This is a genomic window from Brevibacillus sp. NPDC058079, assembly GCF_042885155.1.
GTDB lineage: Bacteria > Bacillota > Bacilli > Brevibacillales > Brevibacillaceae > Brevibacillus.
On sequence record NZ_JBHVSO010000008.1, the window covers coordinates 211,035 to 228,095 of the forward strand.

Consider the following 17,061-nt stretch of genomic DNA (forward strand, 5'->3'; position numbering starts at 1 on the left):
TTGTTGATCTATTACGGTTTTACAGCCGTCAGTGCGTCAACAGCAACCTTGGTAGCTTCAGCAATGAGCGCATCATCATAAGTGGCGTCCTGCTTATCTCTGCTCGACAGCACTGCAATGACAATGGGCTTTTTATTCGGTGGCCATATGATACCTATATCGTTTCGCGTTCCGTAGCTTGCTGCTCCCGTCTTATCTCCGACCTTCCAGTCTTTGGGGACGCCCGCCCGAATCAGCTTGTCTCCCGTCGTGTTGCCTTGCAGCCACTCGATAAGAATCGTCTGCTTCTCCGCCGACAGTGCATCCCCTACCGTATAGGCTCTCAGGCTCGTTGCAAGTGCTTTCGGTGTGCTTGTATCGCGAATATCTTCTGGTTTAGCCTCATTCAATTCCGTCTCATAGCGCTCGGATGTCGTAACACTATCACCAATCTGTCTCAAAGCTGATTCAAAGCCTTTAGGTCCACCCAATTCTTTGAACAACAGATTTCCCGCCGTGTTGTCACTATAGCGAACCGCGGCGTCTGCAACCTCGCGAAGAGTCATCCCGGTCGCTACGTGTTTTTCTGTGATGGGTGAATAAGTAACGAGATCATCCTTGGTGTAGGTGATGACTTTGTCTAGCTCTTCCAACGGTTTCTGATGCAAAACTGCACCTGCGGCTAAAGCCTTGTACGTAGAGGCAAAAGCGAATCGTTCATCTTCGCGATAAGCAACTGCCAAATCTGTTTCGGTATCGATCGCATATACGCCGAGCTTCGCATCAAACTTCTTTTCCAGCGCAGCGAACTTTAGATCCATTGCAGATGCTGTCGTTTCCGTTTTTACGACAGGTGCTTCTGGAGAAGAGCAACCAGTGAGCGTGAGAAGCGTGAGAAAAATCGTTTTCACTGTGAATCCGATCCGTTTAGATTGGTGAGCTTTCATGGATGACATACCTCTTTCTAGGAAGATAACAACTGTAGATTATTCTTGTAATATCGTATTACATTTGTAATCAATTGATTTCACGATAATATTACACGCGTAATCCACTAGTGTCAATCTCCTTTTTCTTGCAAGGAAAAGAGCTACATTCCTTCTTTGTTAAAATAAAAAAGACGCCCTCTCAAGAAAACTGGATAACCGTAAATGGTTTCTCCAAGTCAGCTTGAAAGGGCGTGCCTCATTTTTTAGGAGCATCAGTCGATGTTTGTTTCGCATCCAATATGGAACGCAGCTCCTGAATCTCCTCGTCCGATAAGGATTCCTTCTGAATGAACTGAACCAGCATCGATTTTAGCGCTCCGCTGTAAATCCGCTCCAGAAAGGACTGTGCCTCAGCGTGCTGGCATTCATTTTGCGAGTACAACGGATAAAACGTATAGACTCTTTGATTTTGATTGACTCCAACGGCATTTTTTTGAACCAAACGATTCAAAAGAGTACGTACTGTTTTTGGGTTCCAATCCGTTTGACCTTCCAAGGAGGAAATAATTTCGTTGGCCGTCAGCGGTGACCTTTCCCATAGCACATTCATCACTCGCCATTCCGCTTCTGAAATACTTGGCATAGATGTAGACATGAAGTCTCCCCCTTTCGATAATCATGACTGCAAGAACAAAGGCTAGTAAAGACCTTTCGCTTTCAAAATAGACAAGGTTATTTCTGCTGCTGCAGGTCCATTCGCGTCATCTTCGCTTTGTATATTTGTAGCAAAGAAGTAGGTGCCCTCCTTGTTCTCTACATATCCGACGAACCAACCGTTCACGTCTTTTTGATTGACGGCGCCTGTACCTGTTTTCCCGGAAAGAATCGAACCCGCCTTTTCCGATAAGCGGATGGAATCTTTCACCGTCTGGATATTGTTTTCTTGAAAACCAAACTGGTTCGTATAGAACGCTTTTAATAATTGTACCTGCTCCACCGGAGAAATCTTCAAGGAAGATTCTATCCAATATTCGCCGATTCCACCAGATGTATTGTAATTTCCATAGTTCAATTGTTCCAGAAAAGCTTGCAATGTATCCGGAGAGATGCTCTTATCCAACTCTTTAAAGTACCAGTTCGTGGAGTATCGCATCGCGGTAAATAGATCTTGATCGTGGTTCCACTGCTCATATGGATAACGGATTCCATCCCATTTTAACAGGGAGCCTTCCCTCGAAATCACATCGGTCTCCAATCCAAACAAGGTGAGAAAAATCTTGTAGGTGGAGTTCGGTGAAATTCGTTGTGTACTTCCTGCCTTGTTGTAAATCCGATACTGGTCGGCTTTCCAATCATATAAGACAAAACTACCTTCATAACCACGGAAATAGTTGTCTAAATCCTCGTAAATGGTTCGATCATCTTGAAAATGATAGCGACTGCGATCGTCAGCTAAAGCGGAACCAACAAGAACCTGACTGGCAACCAAGACGCCCATCATGGAAAAAATGAACGTACTTTTTAACTGCAACAGCTTTGATTCGGCCTTGTGGGATGCGATTTTCTCGATTCGTTTTTTCACTGCCTTCTTGCAACCGTTTAACTGATTGGCCAAAACAACATTTCCAGTTCGACTTTCTTTATCCAAAAACTTAATGATGGTATGACCATATTCCACATAATTTCGCTTGTCTAAAAAGTTCAACACAGCTACATCACAAGCAATTTCACGGTCCACTCTCATTTCCCGAAATGCCAGCCAAACTAATGGATGGAACCAGTACAAAAGCTGATACACGACGGTCACGTAGTTCATGACGATATCATTGTTTTTTTTGTGCATGAGCTCATGCAAAAAGATATACTTCATTTCATTGATCGACAGCCATTCATCAAAATGACTGGGAAGAACAACATACGTCGTAAAAACGCCAAACGTCATCGGAGATTTGACCTGCTTGGATTCTGCTAACACGATGTTCCGATTTATTTTTACATCCTTCTTGCATTGTTCAAACAAATCGATGATTTCTTGATTAGTGATCACAGATGCTGTCCGCTTGATCTGCCGGATTTTTAACCAGGCTGATAACGTGATCGAAGCACAAACGATCATGCCGACTACCCATATGCTGACGAGAATCGTAGGAAAGGAGTCAGGTGTATGGCGATTTACCGACAACGTTAAATCCTGTACCCAATTCACATTTTCAAACACAGGAGCTTGCGCAGCGAGCGTCGAGCTGCCGGCTGCATTACGCTGATTCATGCCTGAGACAAATAGATTTCCAAAATCAAAAAAGTAATTCGGAATAAAGACTGGCGTCAAAGCGACCAGCAAGAGAAACCACAAATTGTACTGCCATCTAGCCGACAGCTGGGTGCGAAATACTTTTCGAATCAAGAAAATTAGCGCGATCGTGCAGGAAGAAACGATCAAGCTAATCACCATATAATTGACGAACATTCTACCTGTCTCCCTCCCTTCTTACATAGGGCCATCTAGATAAAAATAGAATCCGCATCAATTCTCCAGAGCAACAGGAACGCTCTTCAACCTGACAGGATTCTTCTCTTCTCTGAGCACAATTAGCTTCATTATGTCAAAAACGAGATCACGATACAAGCTATCGTCGATTGGAAGAAAAAAGAAAACACCTTCTTGAAAATGATAAGAAGGTGTTTCTAACCTGATTTAGTTTGTTTTCAAAACATCGTGATCGACGTAACGCTCGCCATTCAGTTCGCTGATGACATTAATTGCAACCTTGGCGCCATCACCAGATGTAATGATCGTATGTACGCTCACTCCCGCGCACGTACCTGCTGCCCAAATTCCTTCGATGTTCGTTTTCCCTTGTGCATCGACATCGACAACAGTTTTGATCCGTGGCTCTGTACCTTCTTTGGTTTTTACCCCAATCGCTTCTGCCAAAGTCACGAGCGCTCCAGTTGCCAGAATCACATGCTTAGCCTCGAAGCTGCCTTTTTCCGCTGTCTCTACGAGCAAGCCTTGCTCTGTTTTGGTAATGCTGCTTACTTGGTCGGCTACCAGCTCCGCACCGAATTTCGCTGCTTGCTTTTTACCAATCTCAATGAGGTCTGGACCTGAGATTTCCATGATGCCGTAGTGATTTTCCATCCACGCGCGCTTGGTCATGCTTTTATCACTATCAATCAGCAACGTCTTCTTACCTGCTTTTGCAGCAAACAACGCTGCACTTCCTCCTGCCGGGCCTGCTCCAATAATTACGATATCAAACAAAGAAATCTCTCCCTTCCAAAATAACTTTCATAACATAATTATATACTATGTATCGAAAAAGAAAAGTCCTAAAAACACTTTCATGAAAAAAGTCCACCTTCTCTATGATAGAAAAGGTGGACTTCCCGAATGCATGATATTCTTTTCCATCATTATCGTGTAATCCAGTAACGGCGGATCACAATCCCATCCTCGTCCGTACATTCCGCTTCAAACACGCCACCGTTCTTTACTATCGTTTTTTCCGATGCAACATTATCATAATCACAAATCACCAATACTTCGTTTATCCCCAGCTCACTCGTGATGTTTAGAGCTTGCGCTAAAATTTCCGTCGCATATCCTTTGCGTCTCTCGGAAGGGCGGATTCCATATCCGATGTGCCCGCTGTATTTTCGTAAACGTTCGTTAAGACGATGCCGAATATTCACCGCCCCCACTATACGCTGCTCTTCATTTATGAGCCAATACGTCGAATGAGGAACATAGCCATCCGAAAGATTTTCCTCGCTACTCTCACTCTCCAGAAATTCCAGATACGCAGGAAAATCATAAGGCTCCCGATCCACCACCCACGGTACGATAGGCTCTCCACTTTCTTTCCACTCTTCGTAAAAGGAAATATACTCTGCTTGAAGTTCTGCACAAGGCTTCGTTACATACAGTTGCCCAGCCATCGACTCCACTCCCTTTGCATATTTTTGCGTAAAATTCTTTCTATTATAGCTACAAGAAGAGAGAGTTACTAGCCAAACAATTTTTCACCTTCTTGAATCACTTCTATTAGTTGACGAAAAGCCGCGTAAGAAGAAGCGCATTTCCAGTCCAAGCGCCTCTGGAGCCCAACTCAGCGTAGGAAAAAATGGCGGGGAATTTCAGCTTCACTTATGAACTACCTCTTCGAAACTTCAACGTTTGAAGCGCTCCCGCCATTTTTTCCGAAGCGGACAGTCCCCACCCCTTGCGGGGCGTAGGCCGAAGCGCAGACTGGAAATGCGCTTCTTCCTCCCACTACCGCCACTTCAAAAACAAAAAAACGCGGCACAAGCAACGAATCGCCTGTGCCACGCTCTTAACTGATTAATATTTGTTAAACAACATGATCCAGAGGGAACCTGCAATGATTGTAAATACAAACACAAGTCCAAGAATCAATGTCTGTACGTTGTAGCGTGGTTTTTCTCCTTCGCGGATGTGCATGAAGAAGACCAACTGAACTACGAACTGCAAGAGCGCCATTACCAAGATCGTGATCATGGTCGCCGTTTTACTCAAAATCGGGTTCATGACCAGCACGAGTGGGATAATGGTGAGCACGATCGACAGGATAAAACCGATCACGTACTCTTTCATCGATCCGTGACTATGATGTCCGCCATGGTTTTGATGTTGTGCCACCTTACATCACCCCCATCAAGTAAACGACTGTGAAGAGGAAGATCCACACAACGTCAAGGAAGTGCCAGTACAAGCTCAGGTTGGTAATTTTGCGGCGAGTAACCGCGGTGATTCCACGACGCTTCAGCTGGAATATCAAAGCAGTCATCCAGAACAAACCAAGCGTTACGTGCAATCCGTGCGTACCAACCAGTGTGTAGAAAGCGGACCAGTAGCCGCTAGTACCCATAGTTGCACCTTCGCTGATCAAGTGCATAAACTCAGTGACTTCCAACACTACGAAAGACAGTCCCAAAAGACCAGTTACAGCCAGCCATGCAATCAGCTGCTTGACATTGCCTTTGTTCATCGCCAGAACAGCGAGACCGCTGGTAAAGCTACTTGTCAACAAGATAAAGGTTGAAGCAATAACACCTGGCAGCTGGAACAATTCCTGTCCAGTTGGTCCACCAGCAAAGCTATTCATCATTACCGCATATGTTGCAAACAATGTACCGAACAGCACGCAGTCTGTTACAACGAAAATCCAAAAACCAAGAACCTTTAATTGTTCATGCTCTTCATGATGGTCGTGGTCGTGGCCGTGACCATGGTCATGATGCTGCGCCATCGTTACACCACCCTCCCCAGTGAAGCCTCAGTGCGACGCACTTCCTCCACCGGTACGTAATAATCCGTGTCGTATTGGAAGGAGCGTGCCCACATGCATGCGAATACTCCAATGAATCCAATGACGGCCATCCAAACCCAACCAAATGTGAAACCAAAACCTACCAAGAACCAGAAGTTCGCCATGATAAACGGAATTCCAGAGTTCTTTGGCATATGAATCGGCTCCAGTTTCGCCGGTTCTTCTTTATAGGTGCCATTTGCTTTTGCTTCTTTTGTTGCCCACCAGTCATCCATTTCTTTCACTTGTGGTACAACAGCAAAGTTGTAGAACGGTGCAGGTGACGGAATCGACCACTCCAGCGTACGACCATTCCATGGATCGCCTGTCGTGTCGCGCTCACCATTTTTGATGCTGTAAGCGATTTGCCATACTTGGAAGATGAAACCGATACCCATCATGAATGCCCCAACAGTGGATACCAAGTTCATGTCTGCCCAACCGCGATCCCAACCGTACGTATAGTAACGGCGAGTCATACCCATGAAACCGAGCGCGTATTGCGGCATAAAGCACACGTAGAAACCAATATTCCAGAACCAGAAGCCCCATTTGCCCAGCTTCTCGTCGAGCTTGAAACCGAACAGTTTTGGCCACCAGTAGTAAATACCAGCCAGGTAACCGAACACTACCCCACCGATCAATACTTGGTGGAAGTGGGCAACCAAGAAGTAACTGTTGTGATATTGATAGTCTGCCGGAGCTACTGCCAGCATTACCCCTGTCGCTCCACCTATTACGAAGCACGGGATAAAGGCAATCGTCCACAGCATTGGTTGTTTAAAGGATATCCGACCACGGTACATTGTAAACAGCCAGTTAAAGACCTTAACCCCGGTCGGGATACCAACAATCATCGTTGATATTGCAAAGAAGGCGATAACACTTGCGCTCGTACCCATCGTGAAGAAGTGGTGAGCCCATGTAAAGAACGATACAACGGCAATGATCATCATCGCCCAAACCATTGATTTGTAGCCGAAAATCTTTTTGCGTGAGAACGTAGCCACGATTTCAGAGAAGATACCGAAAGCTGGTACTACTACGATATATACCTCAGGGTGACCCCACATCCAGATGAGGTTGAGGTACATCATCGGATTACCGCCGCCGTCCATCGTGAAGAAGTGAGCACCTGCAAAACGGTCAAGGAACAACAGTGCAAGTGTTACAGTCAAGATTGGGAAAGCGAAGATAATCATAATGCAGCTGGACAATACGGACCAGCTAAACAATGGCATTTTGGAAAGCTTCATGCCAGGTGCACGCATTTTGAGAATCGTTACGATAAAGTTAATCCCTGTCGCCAAACTACCGATACCGGAGATCTGAATCCCCCATATATAGAAGTTCTGACCTGGTCCAGGGCTGAATTCATTTTGTGACAATGGCGGGTAAGACAACCAACCAGCGTCCGGGGAGCCCCCGATTACGAACGAAATGTTGAACAGCATCGCACCGAGCATAAACAGCCAGAAGCTGAGTGCGTTCAAGAACGGATACGCTACATCTCGAGCGCCGAGCTGAAGCGGTACTACCATGTTGAACAAGGCAAACATCATCGGCATCGCCATGAACAAAATCATGATCGTACCATGAGTCGTAAAGATGGCATTATAGTGATCCGAGTTCAGGAACTCTACGTTCGGGAATGCCAGTTGCAAACGCATCAGCAGGGCGTCAACCCCACCGCGGAACAGCATCAGAAGCGATGCGATCAAATACATAATACCAATACGCTTATGGTCAACTGTAGTCAACCATTCACGCCATAGCCAACCCCATTTTTTATACTTAGTCAGAACGAATACGATCGCAACCATGGATAGTACAATCGATACGTCCGCACCGTAAATCAGCGGGTCACCTGTTACAAAGAACGTGGATGCAAAATCCTTAATGTTCTCCCACACGTGGTATTCCTCCTCCCTCTCGCCTAGTGGTTCATACTGGAATGATTCATTCCAGGCATGTTATGCGATTCAGTCTTTTGCTGCGTATTTTGCGAAGTCTCGTTAGAAGACTTGTCACCTGCAGGCGCAGGAGGTTTCTCCATCACATAGTCCATATCGTGACCATGGCCATATTTGGCAACGATCTCTTCAAACATACCTTCTGGGAATGCAGAATACGTAAACTTATCTGTCACGCCAGGCTTGCGAAGTTCTTCATAATCTGCCTTCGTCATAGCTGGAGTCGTACCTTTTACTTCTTTGACCCAGTTATCGAACTCTTCTTTCGGTTTTGCCACTACATTAAACTGCATTTTAGCGAAGCCTTCACCAGAGAAGTTGGAGCTAAATCCAGCGAATGTACCTGGTTCATCTGCTTGCAGATACAACTCGGTAGCCATTCCCGCCATCGCATAAATTTGTCCACCCAATTCTGGAACCCAGAAAGAGTTCATCGGTGCATCAGCAGATACCTGGAAGCGAATCGGTACACCTGCTGGAATCTCCAGATGGTTAACAGTTGCGATATTTTGTTCTGGATACGTAAACATCCATTTCCAGTCCAAAGCCGTAACCTGAATGGTCATAGGAGCAACTTCTTTATTCGGGTTCTCTTTTAACAAATAAATATCACGGACAGTAAAGTAACCCAGCAATGCAACGATAACGATAGGAATAATCCACCAAATTACCTCTAGGGTTGTACTGTGTGCCCACTCCGGCTTATAACTTGCTTTATTGCCCGGTGTATCCCGATAGCGGTATACAATGAAAGCGGTAAGCGCAATAACCGGAACGATAATGACAGCGACCAATATCGTGGAAATAATAATGAGATTGTACTGCGTTTCTGCTACAGGTCCTTTTGGATTCAAGACGAGGTATTCGCTACCACAGCCTGTCAGCAGAACGGTGCCCAACACTGCCAAGATCCAAAACTGGATATGCCTCAGCATTTTTCCTCCGCTCATTCTCCTAATCCCTCCTAGTCACAAACAACGAGCATGTAATACTTTGAGAGCGCAGTTCCTTTCAGATGAACTTCGCCTCACATATGTCGATAGTGCAGTCACTCACTATAGAGAGGTCTCGAACGAGGTTTTGGAAAACCTTCTTTTTTAACGTGCATTCACACTTTTCGAGAGTTCCTCACAATAGAGGTTTTTTAACACAAGTGAACTTCACTATTTGCCGCATATACATACTAGCAGAGTCTGCGAGCTTTTGTACTCGTTTTTAACGACGTTCAATATTTCGTAGCTTTTCTGTTACAAAGTGTTCACATAGCATTCACGAGTTGATCATATTCTTGTTAGGATTCTCCTCTAATGAAGTCCAGCACCCATTTTTGGTCATCTCGCCCAATCTTGAATGTCAAGATTTCTTTTCACTTTTAATAAAAAAATCAAAAAAACGCCAGCGCATTTGGCTGACGGCAAAATTCCGTATAAATAAAAAAACCTCTCATAATAATGAAGAAAATGAGAGGTTCTCTATGGGACTATTTTTATCTTGTTAGGCGTCAGTTCTTTTTAGTGTCATCAAGCGAAATACCGTGCTCATAATGAAGATATTCATACCAGCGATCAAAAATCCGATCGACACCATCAACGGCATGTTCTGCGATCTGAAATCGCTTGCAGTGAAAGCCATAATAACAGCACCGACAAATAATACTGTCCAAGCCATCCATCTTAATACATCCGCTGCTTTTCGATCGTTATTCATAACACAAAACCCCTATCATCATAGATTTTTTGCGTGACCGTGTTTGTTTGATGCTCTTATTGTAACATAATATTCACTTGTTGTTCATATTTTGTTCAATTTTTTATAAAAAAATTGTCAAAACTTTTTTCATAAACCTATTGGCTGTCGCGTTGTTACATTTTTACTTTGTGTCACAAATGTGAAAGCGTTATTGTTATAATGAATGGAGTAAACGGTTTCATACATTCCTAACATCTTGACCTGTCATCAAAGGTGGTTTGCCCATGGTTCATACACCCAAAAAAGCCCGCATCAGCCTCTTGACCCAAATGGTTCTGCTCATTTCCATCGTTGTCCTGATCAGCATGGGGATAGGAACTGCCTTATTTTCCTTCATATTAGATGACATTTTGGATCGTTATATTGGACAGCAAGCCATGACGGTCGCCAAGCTATCTGCCATGGACGAGCGCATCATTGCAGCCTTCGAGACCGATCATCCTTCCAAGGTGATACAACCGATAGCCGAAACCATTCGGATGGAAACGGGCGCCAGCTATGTGGTGATTGGAAACAAGGACGGTATTCGGTACTCTCACTACGACCCAAAGCAGATTGGCTTACCGATGGGAACCAGCAATGACCCCGTCTTTTTAGAAAACCGCTCGGTCATTTATCGGGGGACAGGCATTTCAGGTCCAGCCATCAAAGCGAAAACACCGATCGTCAACAAAAAAGGCGAAACAATCGGCGTCTCCTCTGTCGGCTATGTCATGAGTGATGTAGAGAAAAAGGTCGCGGAATACAAGGAAAGAGTCGTCTCCTTATCCTTGGTGCTGTTGGTTATCGGAATTATTGGCGCTATTATCATTGCCAGAAGAGTCAAGCGATTGATCTTTGGTCTGGAGCCAGAAGAAATCTCATTTTTGTTTACGGAAAAAGCAGCTATTCTTGAATCGATTCGCGATGCTACGGTAGCAGTCGATATGCAAGGGCGTGTCGTCTCGATGAATAAACGCGCACGTTCCCTCCTCCAAGAGGATTTGACCGTAGGGAAATCGATCGCTAGCCCGCAATTGCGCGACATCATTCTTTCTGTCAATCGAAATACGCAAGAAATGAACTACAAAATTTTGCTGGGGCACGAAATTTTTATAACCGACTACTCTCCTATTTTGAGCAATAATGAAATTAGAGGCGTCGTCTTCACATTTCGTCCAGAGTCTGAAATCGAGCAGCTCACCGAAGAAATTACGAAGATCAGTTCCTTTTCGGACAATATGCGTGCACAAAATCACGAATATTTAAATCGTTTGAACACTATTTACGGTCTACTCAAGCTAAAGGAGTACGACAAAGCAATCGAACTCATCACCGATGAAGTTAAAGAACGGCAGGATATTCTCGCCTTCATTATGAGTTCAGTCAAAGAGCCCTTCATCGCAGCTTGTCTGCTAGGGAAAATCAATCGCTCCAAAGAGCTGAAGGTATTACTCGAAATAGATCAGGACAGCTATTTGGGAGATGTACCTGACAGCATCGATACGAAGGTACTTGTCACCATTCTCGGTAATTTGATCGACAACGCGATGGAAGCTGCCCTCGAATACAAAGGCTCTGACGCAATGGTTCACATATCCTTTACTGATTTAGGTGGCGATATCATTTTTGATATCGAGGACAATGGACATGGGGTATCAAAAGAATTGGAGCCCCGTATCTTTGAAAGCGGTGTCACTACGAAATCAGGTGAAAATCGAGGACTCGGTTTGGCTATTGTGAAAAACGCCATCGAGCTATTAGAGGGGCAAATCTCACTCGGAAAAAGTGATCTTGGCGGAGCACGTTTCACCGTCGTCGTCCCTAAGAAATGGGACAAAGCAAGTAGAGAGGAGGCAATCCATAATGTCTGAGAAACCCATTACCGTCATGATCGTGGAAGATGACGAAATTGCAGCTAGAATCTATGAACAATTCACAAGTAAACTGGAAGGATTCCAGATTATTGCCACGGCCACGACTGGAAAACAGGCATTGGAGATGCTTCACGTCGTTACGCCGGATGTTCTGCTTTTGGACATTTATTTGCCGGATATGAATGGGATTGACCTGTTGCGTGAAGTTCGGAAGCATTTTCGCGGGATCGATGTCGTCATGATCACAGCCGCAAACGATGTGGAAACCGTGAGAGAAGCGATACGTGGCGGGGCATACAGCTACATCATCAAGCCGATTATGATCGATAAATTCATGTCTACCTTGGAGCAATATGCAAATACGAGACGCCAGTTGCAGCAGCATACAACCATTGATCAAACAGCAGTGGACAAGCTGTTTACAAAAGCTGCACACACTCCTGCTACCAAAACCGTTGAGACAGTCACCACACTCCCGAAAGGCATCGACAAGCTGACGTTAAAGCTGATCAGGGACAAAATGCAGGAGACCACCCAAAGCATGAATGCCGATGATTTGGCTGCACTGGCTGGCATGAGCCATTCGACTGTGCGCAGATACCTCGAATTTCTCGTCTCTATTAATGAAGTGACTGTCGAGACGTTCTATGGAACCGTCGGGCGTCCGGAACGAAAATACCGCTGGGTACCGCAAAAACGGCCAAATAATGCCTGATAGCAAAAAAAGGGAAAGCTTCATTTATGAACCTGAAGCTTCCCTTTTTCTTTTCTTGCTACCGGTTGTGTCGCACCTGGACTCTTTTCCCGAAACATCGTGATAATGGCAACGGATGCGATGATCATGACAGCAGCAATCAAGGTTTGGCTTGTCAATTGTTCATCAGCGATCAGCCAACCTAGAAATACTGCGACAATCGGGTTCACATAGGCGTACGTGGAGACCAGGGAAGGCTCTGCATTTTTCAAAAGCCAAATGTACGCCGTGTAGGCCACAATGGAACCAAATCCAACTAAATAGCCAAAGGCAATCCAGGAACGCAGAGAAATCTCCGATATATGCAGCTTCGTCCAATCGTCGAGAAACAGCGACGCGATCCCCAGCAAACTTCCTCCAATGATCATTTGTAAGGCCGTCGCCATCACAGGTGATGCTGGGAGCTTTGCATAGCGCGAATACAGCGATCCCACTGCCCAACAGATCGAGGCAAACAGGAGCGCCAAGATTCCGATGGTATCGATCCCTTGATTGCTTCTGCTCTCGGGATGGACAACCAGCACAGCGATCCCCGCCAAGCCAAACAGGATTCCTCCCATGACTCCAACTGTTGGCTTCTTTTTGTTGCCACCGATCCAGTTGAAGACGAGAATCCATAATGGAACCGTAGCGATCAGCAAGGACGCGATTGCTGACGGTACCTTGAGCTGTGCCCATGCGACTACACCGTTACCTCCGAGAAGCAGCAACGCCCCAACAACTCCGGCCCCTCTCCATTCTGCTGCACTGGGCAGCTCTGCCCCTTTCCAACGCCCGATCAGGAACAGGATCGATCCCGCTAGAAAAAATCGCGCACCCGCCATAATAAAGGGTGGCATCGACTCAATGGCGATCTTCATTCCGAGATAAGTGCCTCCCCAAAACAGGTAGACCGCTAGCAACGCAATCGTAACGACAAATAATTTCGAATCTTTTTTTCCTGTCATTGTGTTTCCACCTTGGTCTTCAAATTTCTTTCCAGCCATCCTCGTAGATCGTCGACAAGATGAAGGTCGTGGAGGTTTCCAGTATTTCGTCATACTGGACCATTTCATCGATCAGATTGGTGATATCTTCCGGTGCCGTCGCACGTACTTTTAGCATCATACACCACTCTCCCGCGAGCCGCTGGCATTCGATGATGGTCACGTTCGGTACCTGAACGTTCACAATCTTTGTTGTGATTTCTTTGAAGTCCTGACATCTTGCATTGACGAAGATCAATACCTTCAGCCTTTGGTCTAATTTTCTCCAGTCAATGATGCCACGGTATCCCTTGATAACACCATTCTTTTCGAGCTTGGCAACCCGTTGGTGGACAGCCGGTCGCGAGATGTGCAGTAGCTTGCTGATTTCCTCATGAGATATCCTACCGTTTTCCTCGAGCAATTGAACAATTCTCAGGTCAACCTCATCCATCACATACCTCCTGTGGTTATAGTAGCATATTTTCCTTCATATAGACCATTCGTACTCTATATTGACCGAATTCAAACGAATAGTAAATACAGAGCAAAATATCCAAAAAAAAAAATGCCAAAAACCGTCGTGAAAGCCCCCTTATCATTACGAATCGTTACTTAGGTACCCATACAAAAAAGAACAAGCCCCCGCTTGATTGTAAGCGGGGACCAGCTTAGAAGCATCGTCCTTATCATTCTGGTTTCTCAAACAACGCCATCCACTCATCAACTTGGATGGAAACGACTTGCTCTCCTTCTTTTCCTACAGCAAAGTAGGCCTGGATTTCCTCATCGGCGCTTGTGATATGCGCGGTTACTTGCTCAACCTGCTCCTCAGTCTCAGTCGTACGTCTGACCCAAGTCGCATACGGAAACGTCTTTTTACGGATGCGCGAATGACTCTCCACCAGTCCCTCTTGCTCTATCCATGCTAACCATTCGGAGCGTGAGTAGCTTCGTACATGGCTGTGATCCCGAAGCTTTTCCAGCGTATTCACAAATCGATCGAGCTTTTCATCCTCTGCTGCGATATTGTCGATCAACACGAATTTTCCGCCTGGCTTTAAGACACGGGCCACTTCTTTTACAAACGCCTCTGGGTTCGGAAAGTGATGAGCCGCAATTCTGCACCCGACTGCGTCAAAGGATTCACTCAAAAACGGCAGTGTTTCCGCATCCGCAACCACATAAAAGACATTGCTAGTGTGAGATTTCAGATGGTTTCGCGCCGCTGCAAGCATCGGCTGTGTCAAATCAGTCGCAAAGACTTGACCGACATGTGGAGCGATTGCCTTGGTAAGATGACCGCCGCCCGTTGCCACATCGAGAAACACCCAATCAGGCGAAGGAATCAGCCAAGGCTTCAGGAGAGCGAGATCCTCTCCCGTAGCATGTGTCTGGCTGTTCACATACTTTTCGGCATTCGCACCGAACTGCTGTTTGACTTCCTCTTTGATCTTTTTGTCATCGCGCATGAGAATCGCCCTCCTCTATTCTTCGTTCACGATTACTTTCTTCCCTCTCATTTTCATGATCAAGGGAACGGTGATCCAGAGAACCGCAATGATGAGGAACACCAACGATACTGGCTTTTCAATAAAGATAGAAAAATCACCATTGGACGTCGTCAACGCGCGTCGCAAATTGTTTTCAATCATCGGACCCAACACCAAGCCAAGAACGAGTGGTGCCATTGGGAAATCGTTTTTCGCCAAAAAGTAACCGACGAGTCCACAGAGGAGCAGCAAGACTAGATCAAAGACCGAGACTCGGACTGCGTATACACCAAACACGGAAATGGCAACGATCATCGGGATCAAATATTTAGGTGGTGTCTCAATCAGCTTCGCAAACACCTTTACAAGCGGCATATTGAGGATCAAGAGCATCACGTTTCCGATGAACATACTGGCGATCAAGCCCCAAGCGATGGTTGGATGATCTTCAAACAAGAGTGGACCTGGCTGCACGTTGTACATAATCAATGCACCCATCAATACCGCTGTCGTCCCTGTACCTGGAATCCCCAAGGTCAGAAGTGGGATCATCGCCCCGCCAGATGCTGCGTTGTTCGCCGACTCAGGAGCCGCTACCCCAGCGATTGCCCCTTTGCCGAATTTTTCAGGCGTTTTACTGATTTTCTTTTCCAGCAAATAAGCGAGGAAAGAGGCCAGTGTTGCACCAGAACCAGGAACGATTCCTTTAAAGAATCCAACAAGTGATCCACGGAGAATCGGTCCAGCACTTTCCTTCAAGTCTTCCTTGGTCGGTATGATTCGGGAGATTTTGGCGATCTCCCCCTCATTCACATCACGTTCGAGGATCGTCTTGAACACTTCCCCAAGCGCAAATACCCCTACGGCAATCGTCAAAAATTCCAAACCGGAATAAAGCTCGGGCATATCAAAAGTAAAACGCGCCACGCCGGATACATTGTCCAGCCCGATCGTCGCGATCAATAAGCCAAAAACCGTCATCATCAATGCTTTGGTTACGGACTTACCTGCCAACCCGCTCAGTGCACATAACCCCAAGATCATCAGTGAAAACTCATCTGCCGGACTGAGCTTGAGCGCTACCTCTGAGAGTGGCTCTGCCAAAAATACTAGACCGATAAGCGAGACTAGCCCTGCAAAAAACGAACCAATCGCAGCAATGGAGAGAGCGACGCCCGCTCTTCCCTGCTTAGCCATCGGGTATCCGTCCAGTACGGTAACAACAGAAGATGACTCACCAGGTGTATTCAACAAAATCGAAGTGGTAGAGCCGCCGTACATCGCTCCGTAGTAAACCCCTGCCAGCAAAATAATGGCACTGGTCGCCGCTGCTTCTGGCGGCAGTCCACTCGTCAACGAAGCTGTCACTGGAATCAACAAGGCCACGCCACTGATTGGCCCAATCCCTGGCAATACCCCGACTACTGTCCCGATCAAGACGCCGACAAACGCAAAGATGATATTTTGCCATTGCAGGGCAGTAGCAAATCCGTTCAGCAAATAATCAATTGCACCCATTTCATCCACCTCCTACAAGCCTAACCATGTTGGTAAACCAGGCAAAGTGCCATCGAGAACTTCTACGTACAACAAGTAGACACCGAATGAAAACGCACCGGAAATGAGCACGCTGTTGAGCCATTTCCCTTTCTGCATCGTCTGAAATCCAACTAAAAGGAAAAGGAAGGTACTAATCACATAGCCGATTTCCTCTAAAAGCAATACGTAGAATAATGCCGCGACAAGAATGATGAGGAACCGTTTGTAATCGAGCTTTTGCTTCTCTTTCTCGTCCTCTTGCTTGTATTTGAACGTCTCATAAAATAATCGCAGGCTGAGCAGGATCAGCAGACTTCCGAGTCCCATCGGAAAAATGTTTGGTCCGACATTGCTACCGTAAGCGCTCGCCGAGATGTTTTGGCTTCCGACCACAAATGCTACGCCCAACACGAGAAAAATCAGACTGGCGAAGCGGTCAAATGTTTTGCTCACGTATGTTCCCTCCTGTTCGTACAAGAATCCAGAATGAA

General features: G+C 45.9%; 17 protein-coding genes. 2 read left to right on the plus strand and 15 right to left on the minus strand.

Translation table 11 applies throughout. The annotated features are described in order from the left end of the window. Positions 1-11 precede the first annotated feature (11 nt). From blaBBI to ACFVS2_RS23280, 10 genes are all read right to left on the minus strand, one after another. Positions 12-926: a BBI family class A beta-lactamase gene (blaBBI, locus tag ACFVS2_RS23235; RefSeq protein WP_173620149.1), complete on the minus strand. Its 915-nt coding sequence runs from the start codon at positions 924-926 to the stop codon at positions 12-14. A 238-nt stretch (positions 927-1,164) separates the two neighbouring features. Continuing rightward, positions 1,165-1,563: a penicillinase repressor BlaI gene (gene blaI / locus ACFVS2_RS23240; protein WP_173620150.1), complete on the minus strand. Its 399-nt coding sequence runs from the start codon at positions 1,561-1,563 to the stop codon at positions 1,165-1,167. A gap of 42 nt (positions 1,564-1,605) precedes the next feature. Continuing rightward, positions 1,606-3,375: a BlaR1 family beta-lactam sensor/signal transducer gene (locus tag ACFVS2_RS23245; protein WP_390238125.1), complete on the minus strand. Its 1,770-nt coding sequence runs from the start codon at positions 3,373-3,375 to the stop codon at positions 1,606-1,608. Between the two features lie 228 nt (positions 3,376-3,603). Further along, positions 3,604-4,173, minus strand: coding sequence for an FAD-dependent oxidoreductase (locus ACFVS2_RS23250; protein WP_173621310.1), 570 nt, complete (start codon positions 4,171-4,173; stop codon positions 3,604-3,606). Between the two features lie 152 nt (positions 4,174-4,325). Next, the gene (locus ACFVS2_RS23255; protein WP_390238127.1) at positions 4,326-4,850 is read right to left on the minus strand and encodes a GNAT family N-acetyltransferase; all 525 of its coding nucleotides are present in this window, start codon (positions 4,848-4,850) and stop codon (positions 4,326-4,328) included. A gap of 403 nt (positions 4,851-5,253) precedes the next feature. Then, positions 5,254-5,571 carry a cytochrome o ubiquinol oxidase subunit IV gene (cyoD, locus tag ACFVS2_RS23260; protein WP_007722316.1) on the minus strand — a complete coding sequence of 106 codons (318 nt, stop codon included), beginning with the start codon at positions 5,569-5,571 and terminating at the stop codon, positions 5,254-5,256. A gap of 1 nt (position 5,572) precedes the next feature. Next, positions 5,573-6,181: a cytochrome o ubiquinol oxidase subunit III gene (cyoC, locus tag ACFVS2_RS23265; RefSeq protein ID WP_048031550.1), complete on the minus strand. Its 609-nt coding sequence runs from the start codon at positions 6,179-6,181 to the stop codon at positions 5,573-5,575. A 2-nt stretch (positions 6,182-6,183) separates the two neighbouring features. After that, positions 6,184-8,154, minus strand: coding sequence for a cbb3-type cytochrome c oxidase subunit I (locus ACFVS2_RS23270; RefSeq protein ID WP_173621308.1), 1,971 nt, complete (start codon positions 8,152-8,154; stop codon positions 6,184-6,186). Between the two features lie 23 nt (positions 8,155-8,177). Beyond that, a complete protein-coding gene (gene qoxA / locus ACFVS2_RS23275) occupies positions 8,178-9,164 on the minus strand; it encodes a cytochrome aa3 quinol oxidase subunit II (protein WP_173621307.1) in 987 nt (328 codons plus the stop codon). A gap of 544 nt (positions 9,165-9,708) precedes the next feature. Next, a complete protein-coding gene (locus tag ACFVS2_RS23280; protein ID WP_039960752.1) occupies positions 9,709-9,921 on the minus strand; it encodes a hypothetical protein in 213 nt (70 codons plus the stop codon). Between the two features lie 266 nt (positions 9,922-10,187). On the opposite strand from ACFVS2_RS23280, the gene ACFVS2_RS23285 reads away from it, so the two are divergent. Together ACFVS2_RS23285 and ACFVS2_RS23290 are read left to right on the plus strand one after the other, a co-directional pair. Then, positions 10,188-11,816 carry an ATP-binding protein gene (locus ACFVS2_RS23285; RefSeq protein WP_390238132.1) on the plus strand — a complete coding sequence of 543 codons (1,629 nt, stop codon included), beginning with the start codon at positions 10,188-10,190 and terminating at the stop codon, positions 11,814-11,816. Next, on the plus strand, positions 11,809-12,534 hold the full coding sequence (locus ACFVS2_RS23290; protein WP_390238135.1) for a response regulator: 726 nt from the start codon (positions 11,809-11,811) through the stop codon (positions 12,532-12,534). The genes ACFVS2_RS23285 and ACFVS2_RS23290 overlap by 8 nt, the downstream gene beginning before the upstream one ends. A gap of 20 nt (positions 12,535-12,554) precedes the next feature. On the opposite strand, the gene ACFVS2_RS23295 is transcribed toward ACFVS2_RS23290, so the two are convergent. The 5 genes from ACFVS2_RS23295 to ACFVS2_RS23315 form a co-directional block, all read right to left on the minus strand. Beyond that, entirely contained in the window at positions 12,555-13,520 is a 966-nt protein-coding gene (locus tag ACFVS2_RS23295) for an EamA family transporter (protein WP_390238137.1), read from the minus strand. Positions 13,521-13,539: 19 nt separating this feature from the next. After that, the gene (locus ACFVS2_RS23300; protein WP_390238138.1) at positions 13,540-13,992 is read right to left on the minus strand and encodes an Lrp/AsnC family transcriptional regulator; all 453 of its coding nucleotides are present in this window, start codon (positions 13,990-13,992) and stop codon (positions 13,540-13,542) included. 235 nt (positions 13,993-14,227) lie between these two features. Next, a complete protein-coding gene (locus ACFVS2_RS23305) occupies positions 14,228-15,010 on the minus strand; it encodes a class I SAM-dependent methyltransferase (RefSeq protein ID WP_390238140.1) in 783 nt (260 codons plus the stop codon). 15 nt (positions 15,011-15,025) lie between these two features. Next, complete coding sequence (locus ACFVS2_RS23310; protein ID WP_173621301.1) at positions 15,026-16,549, minus strand: tripartite tricarboxylate transporter permease; 1,524 nt, start codon at positions 16,547-16,549, stop codon at positions 15,026-15,028. A gap of 12 nt (positions 16,550-16,561) precedes the next feature. Continuing rightward, complete coding sequence (locus ACFVS2_RS23315) at positions 16,562-17,023, minus strand: tripartite tricarboxylate transporter TctB family protein (protein ID WP_173621300.1); 462 nt, start codon at positions 17,021-17,023, stop codon at positions 16,562-16,564. Positions 17,024-17,061: the final 38 nt, after the last annotated feature.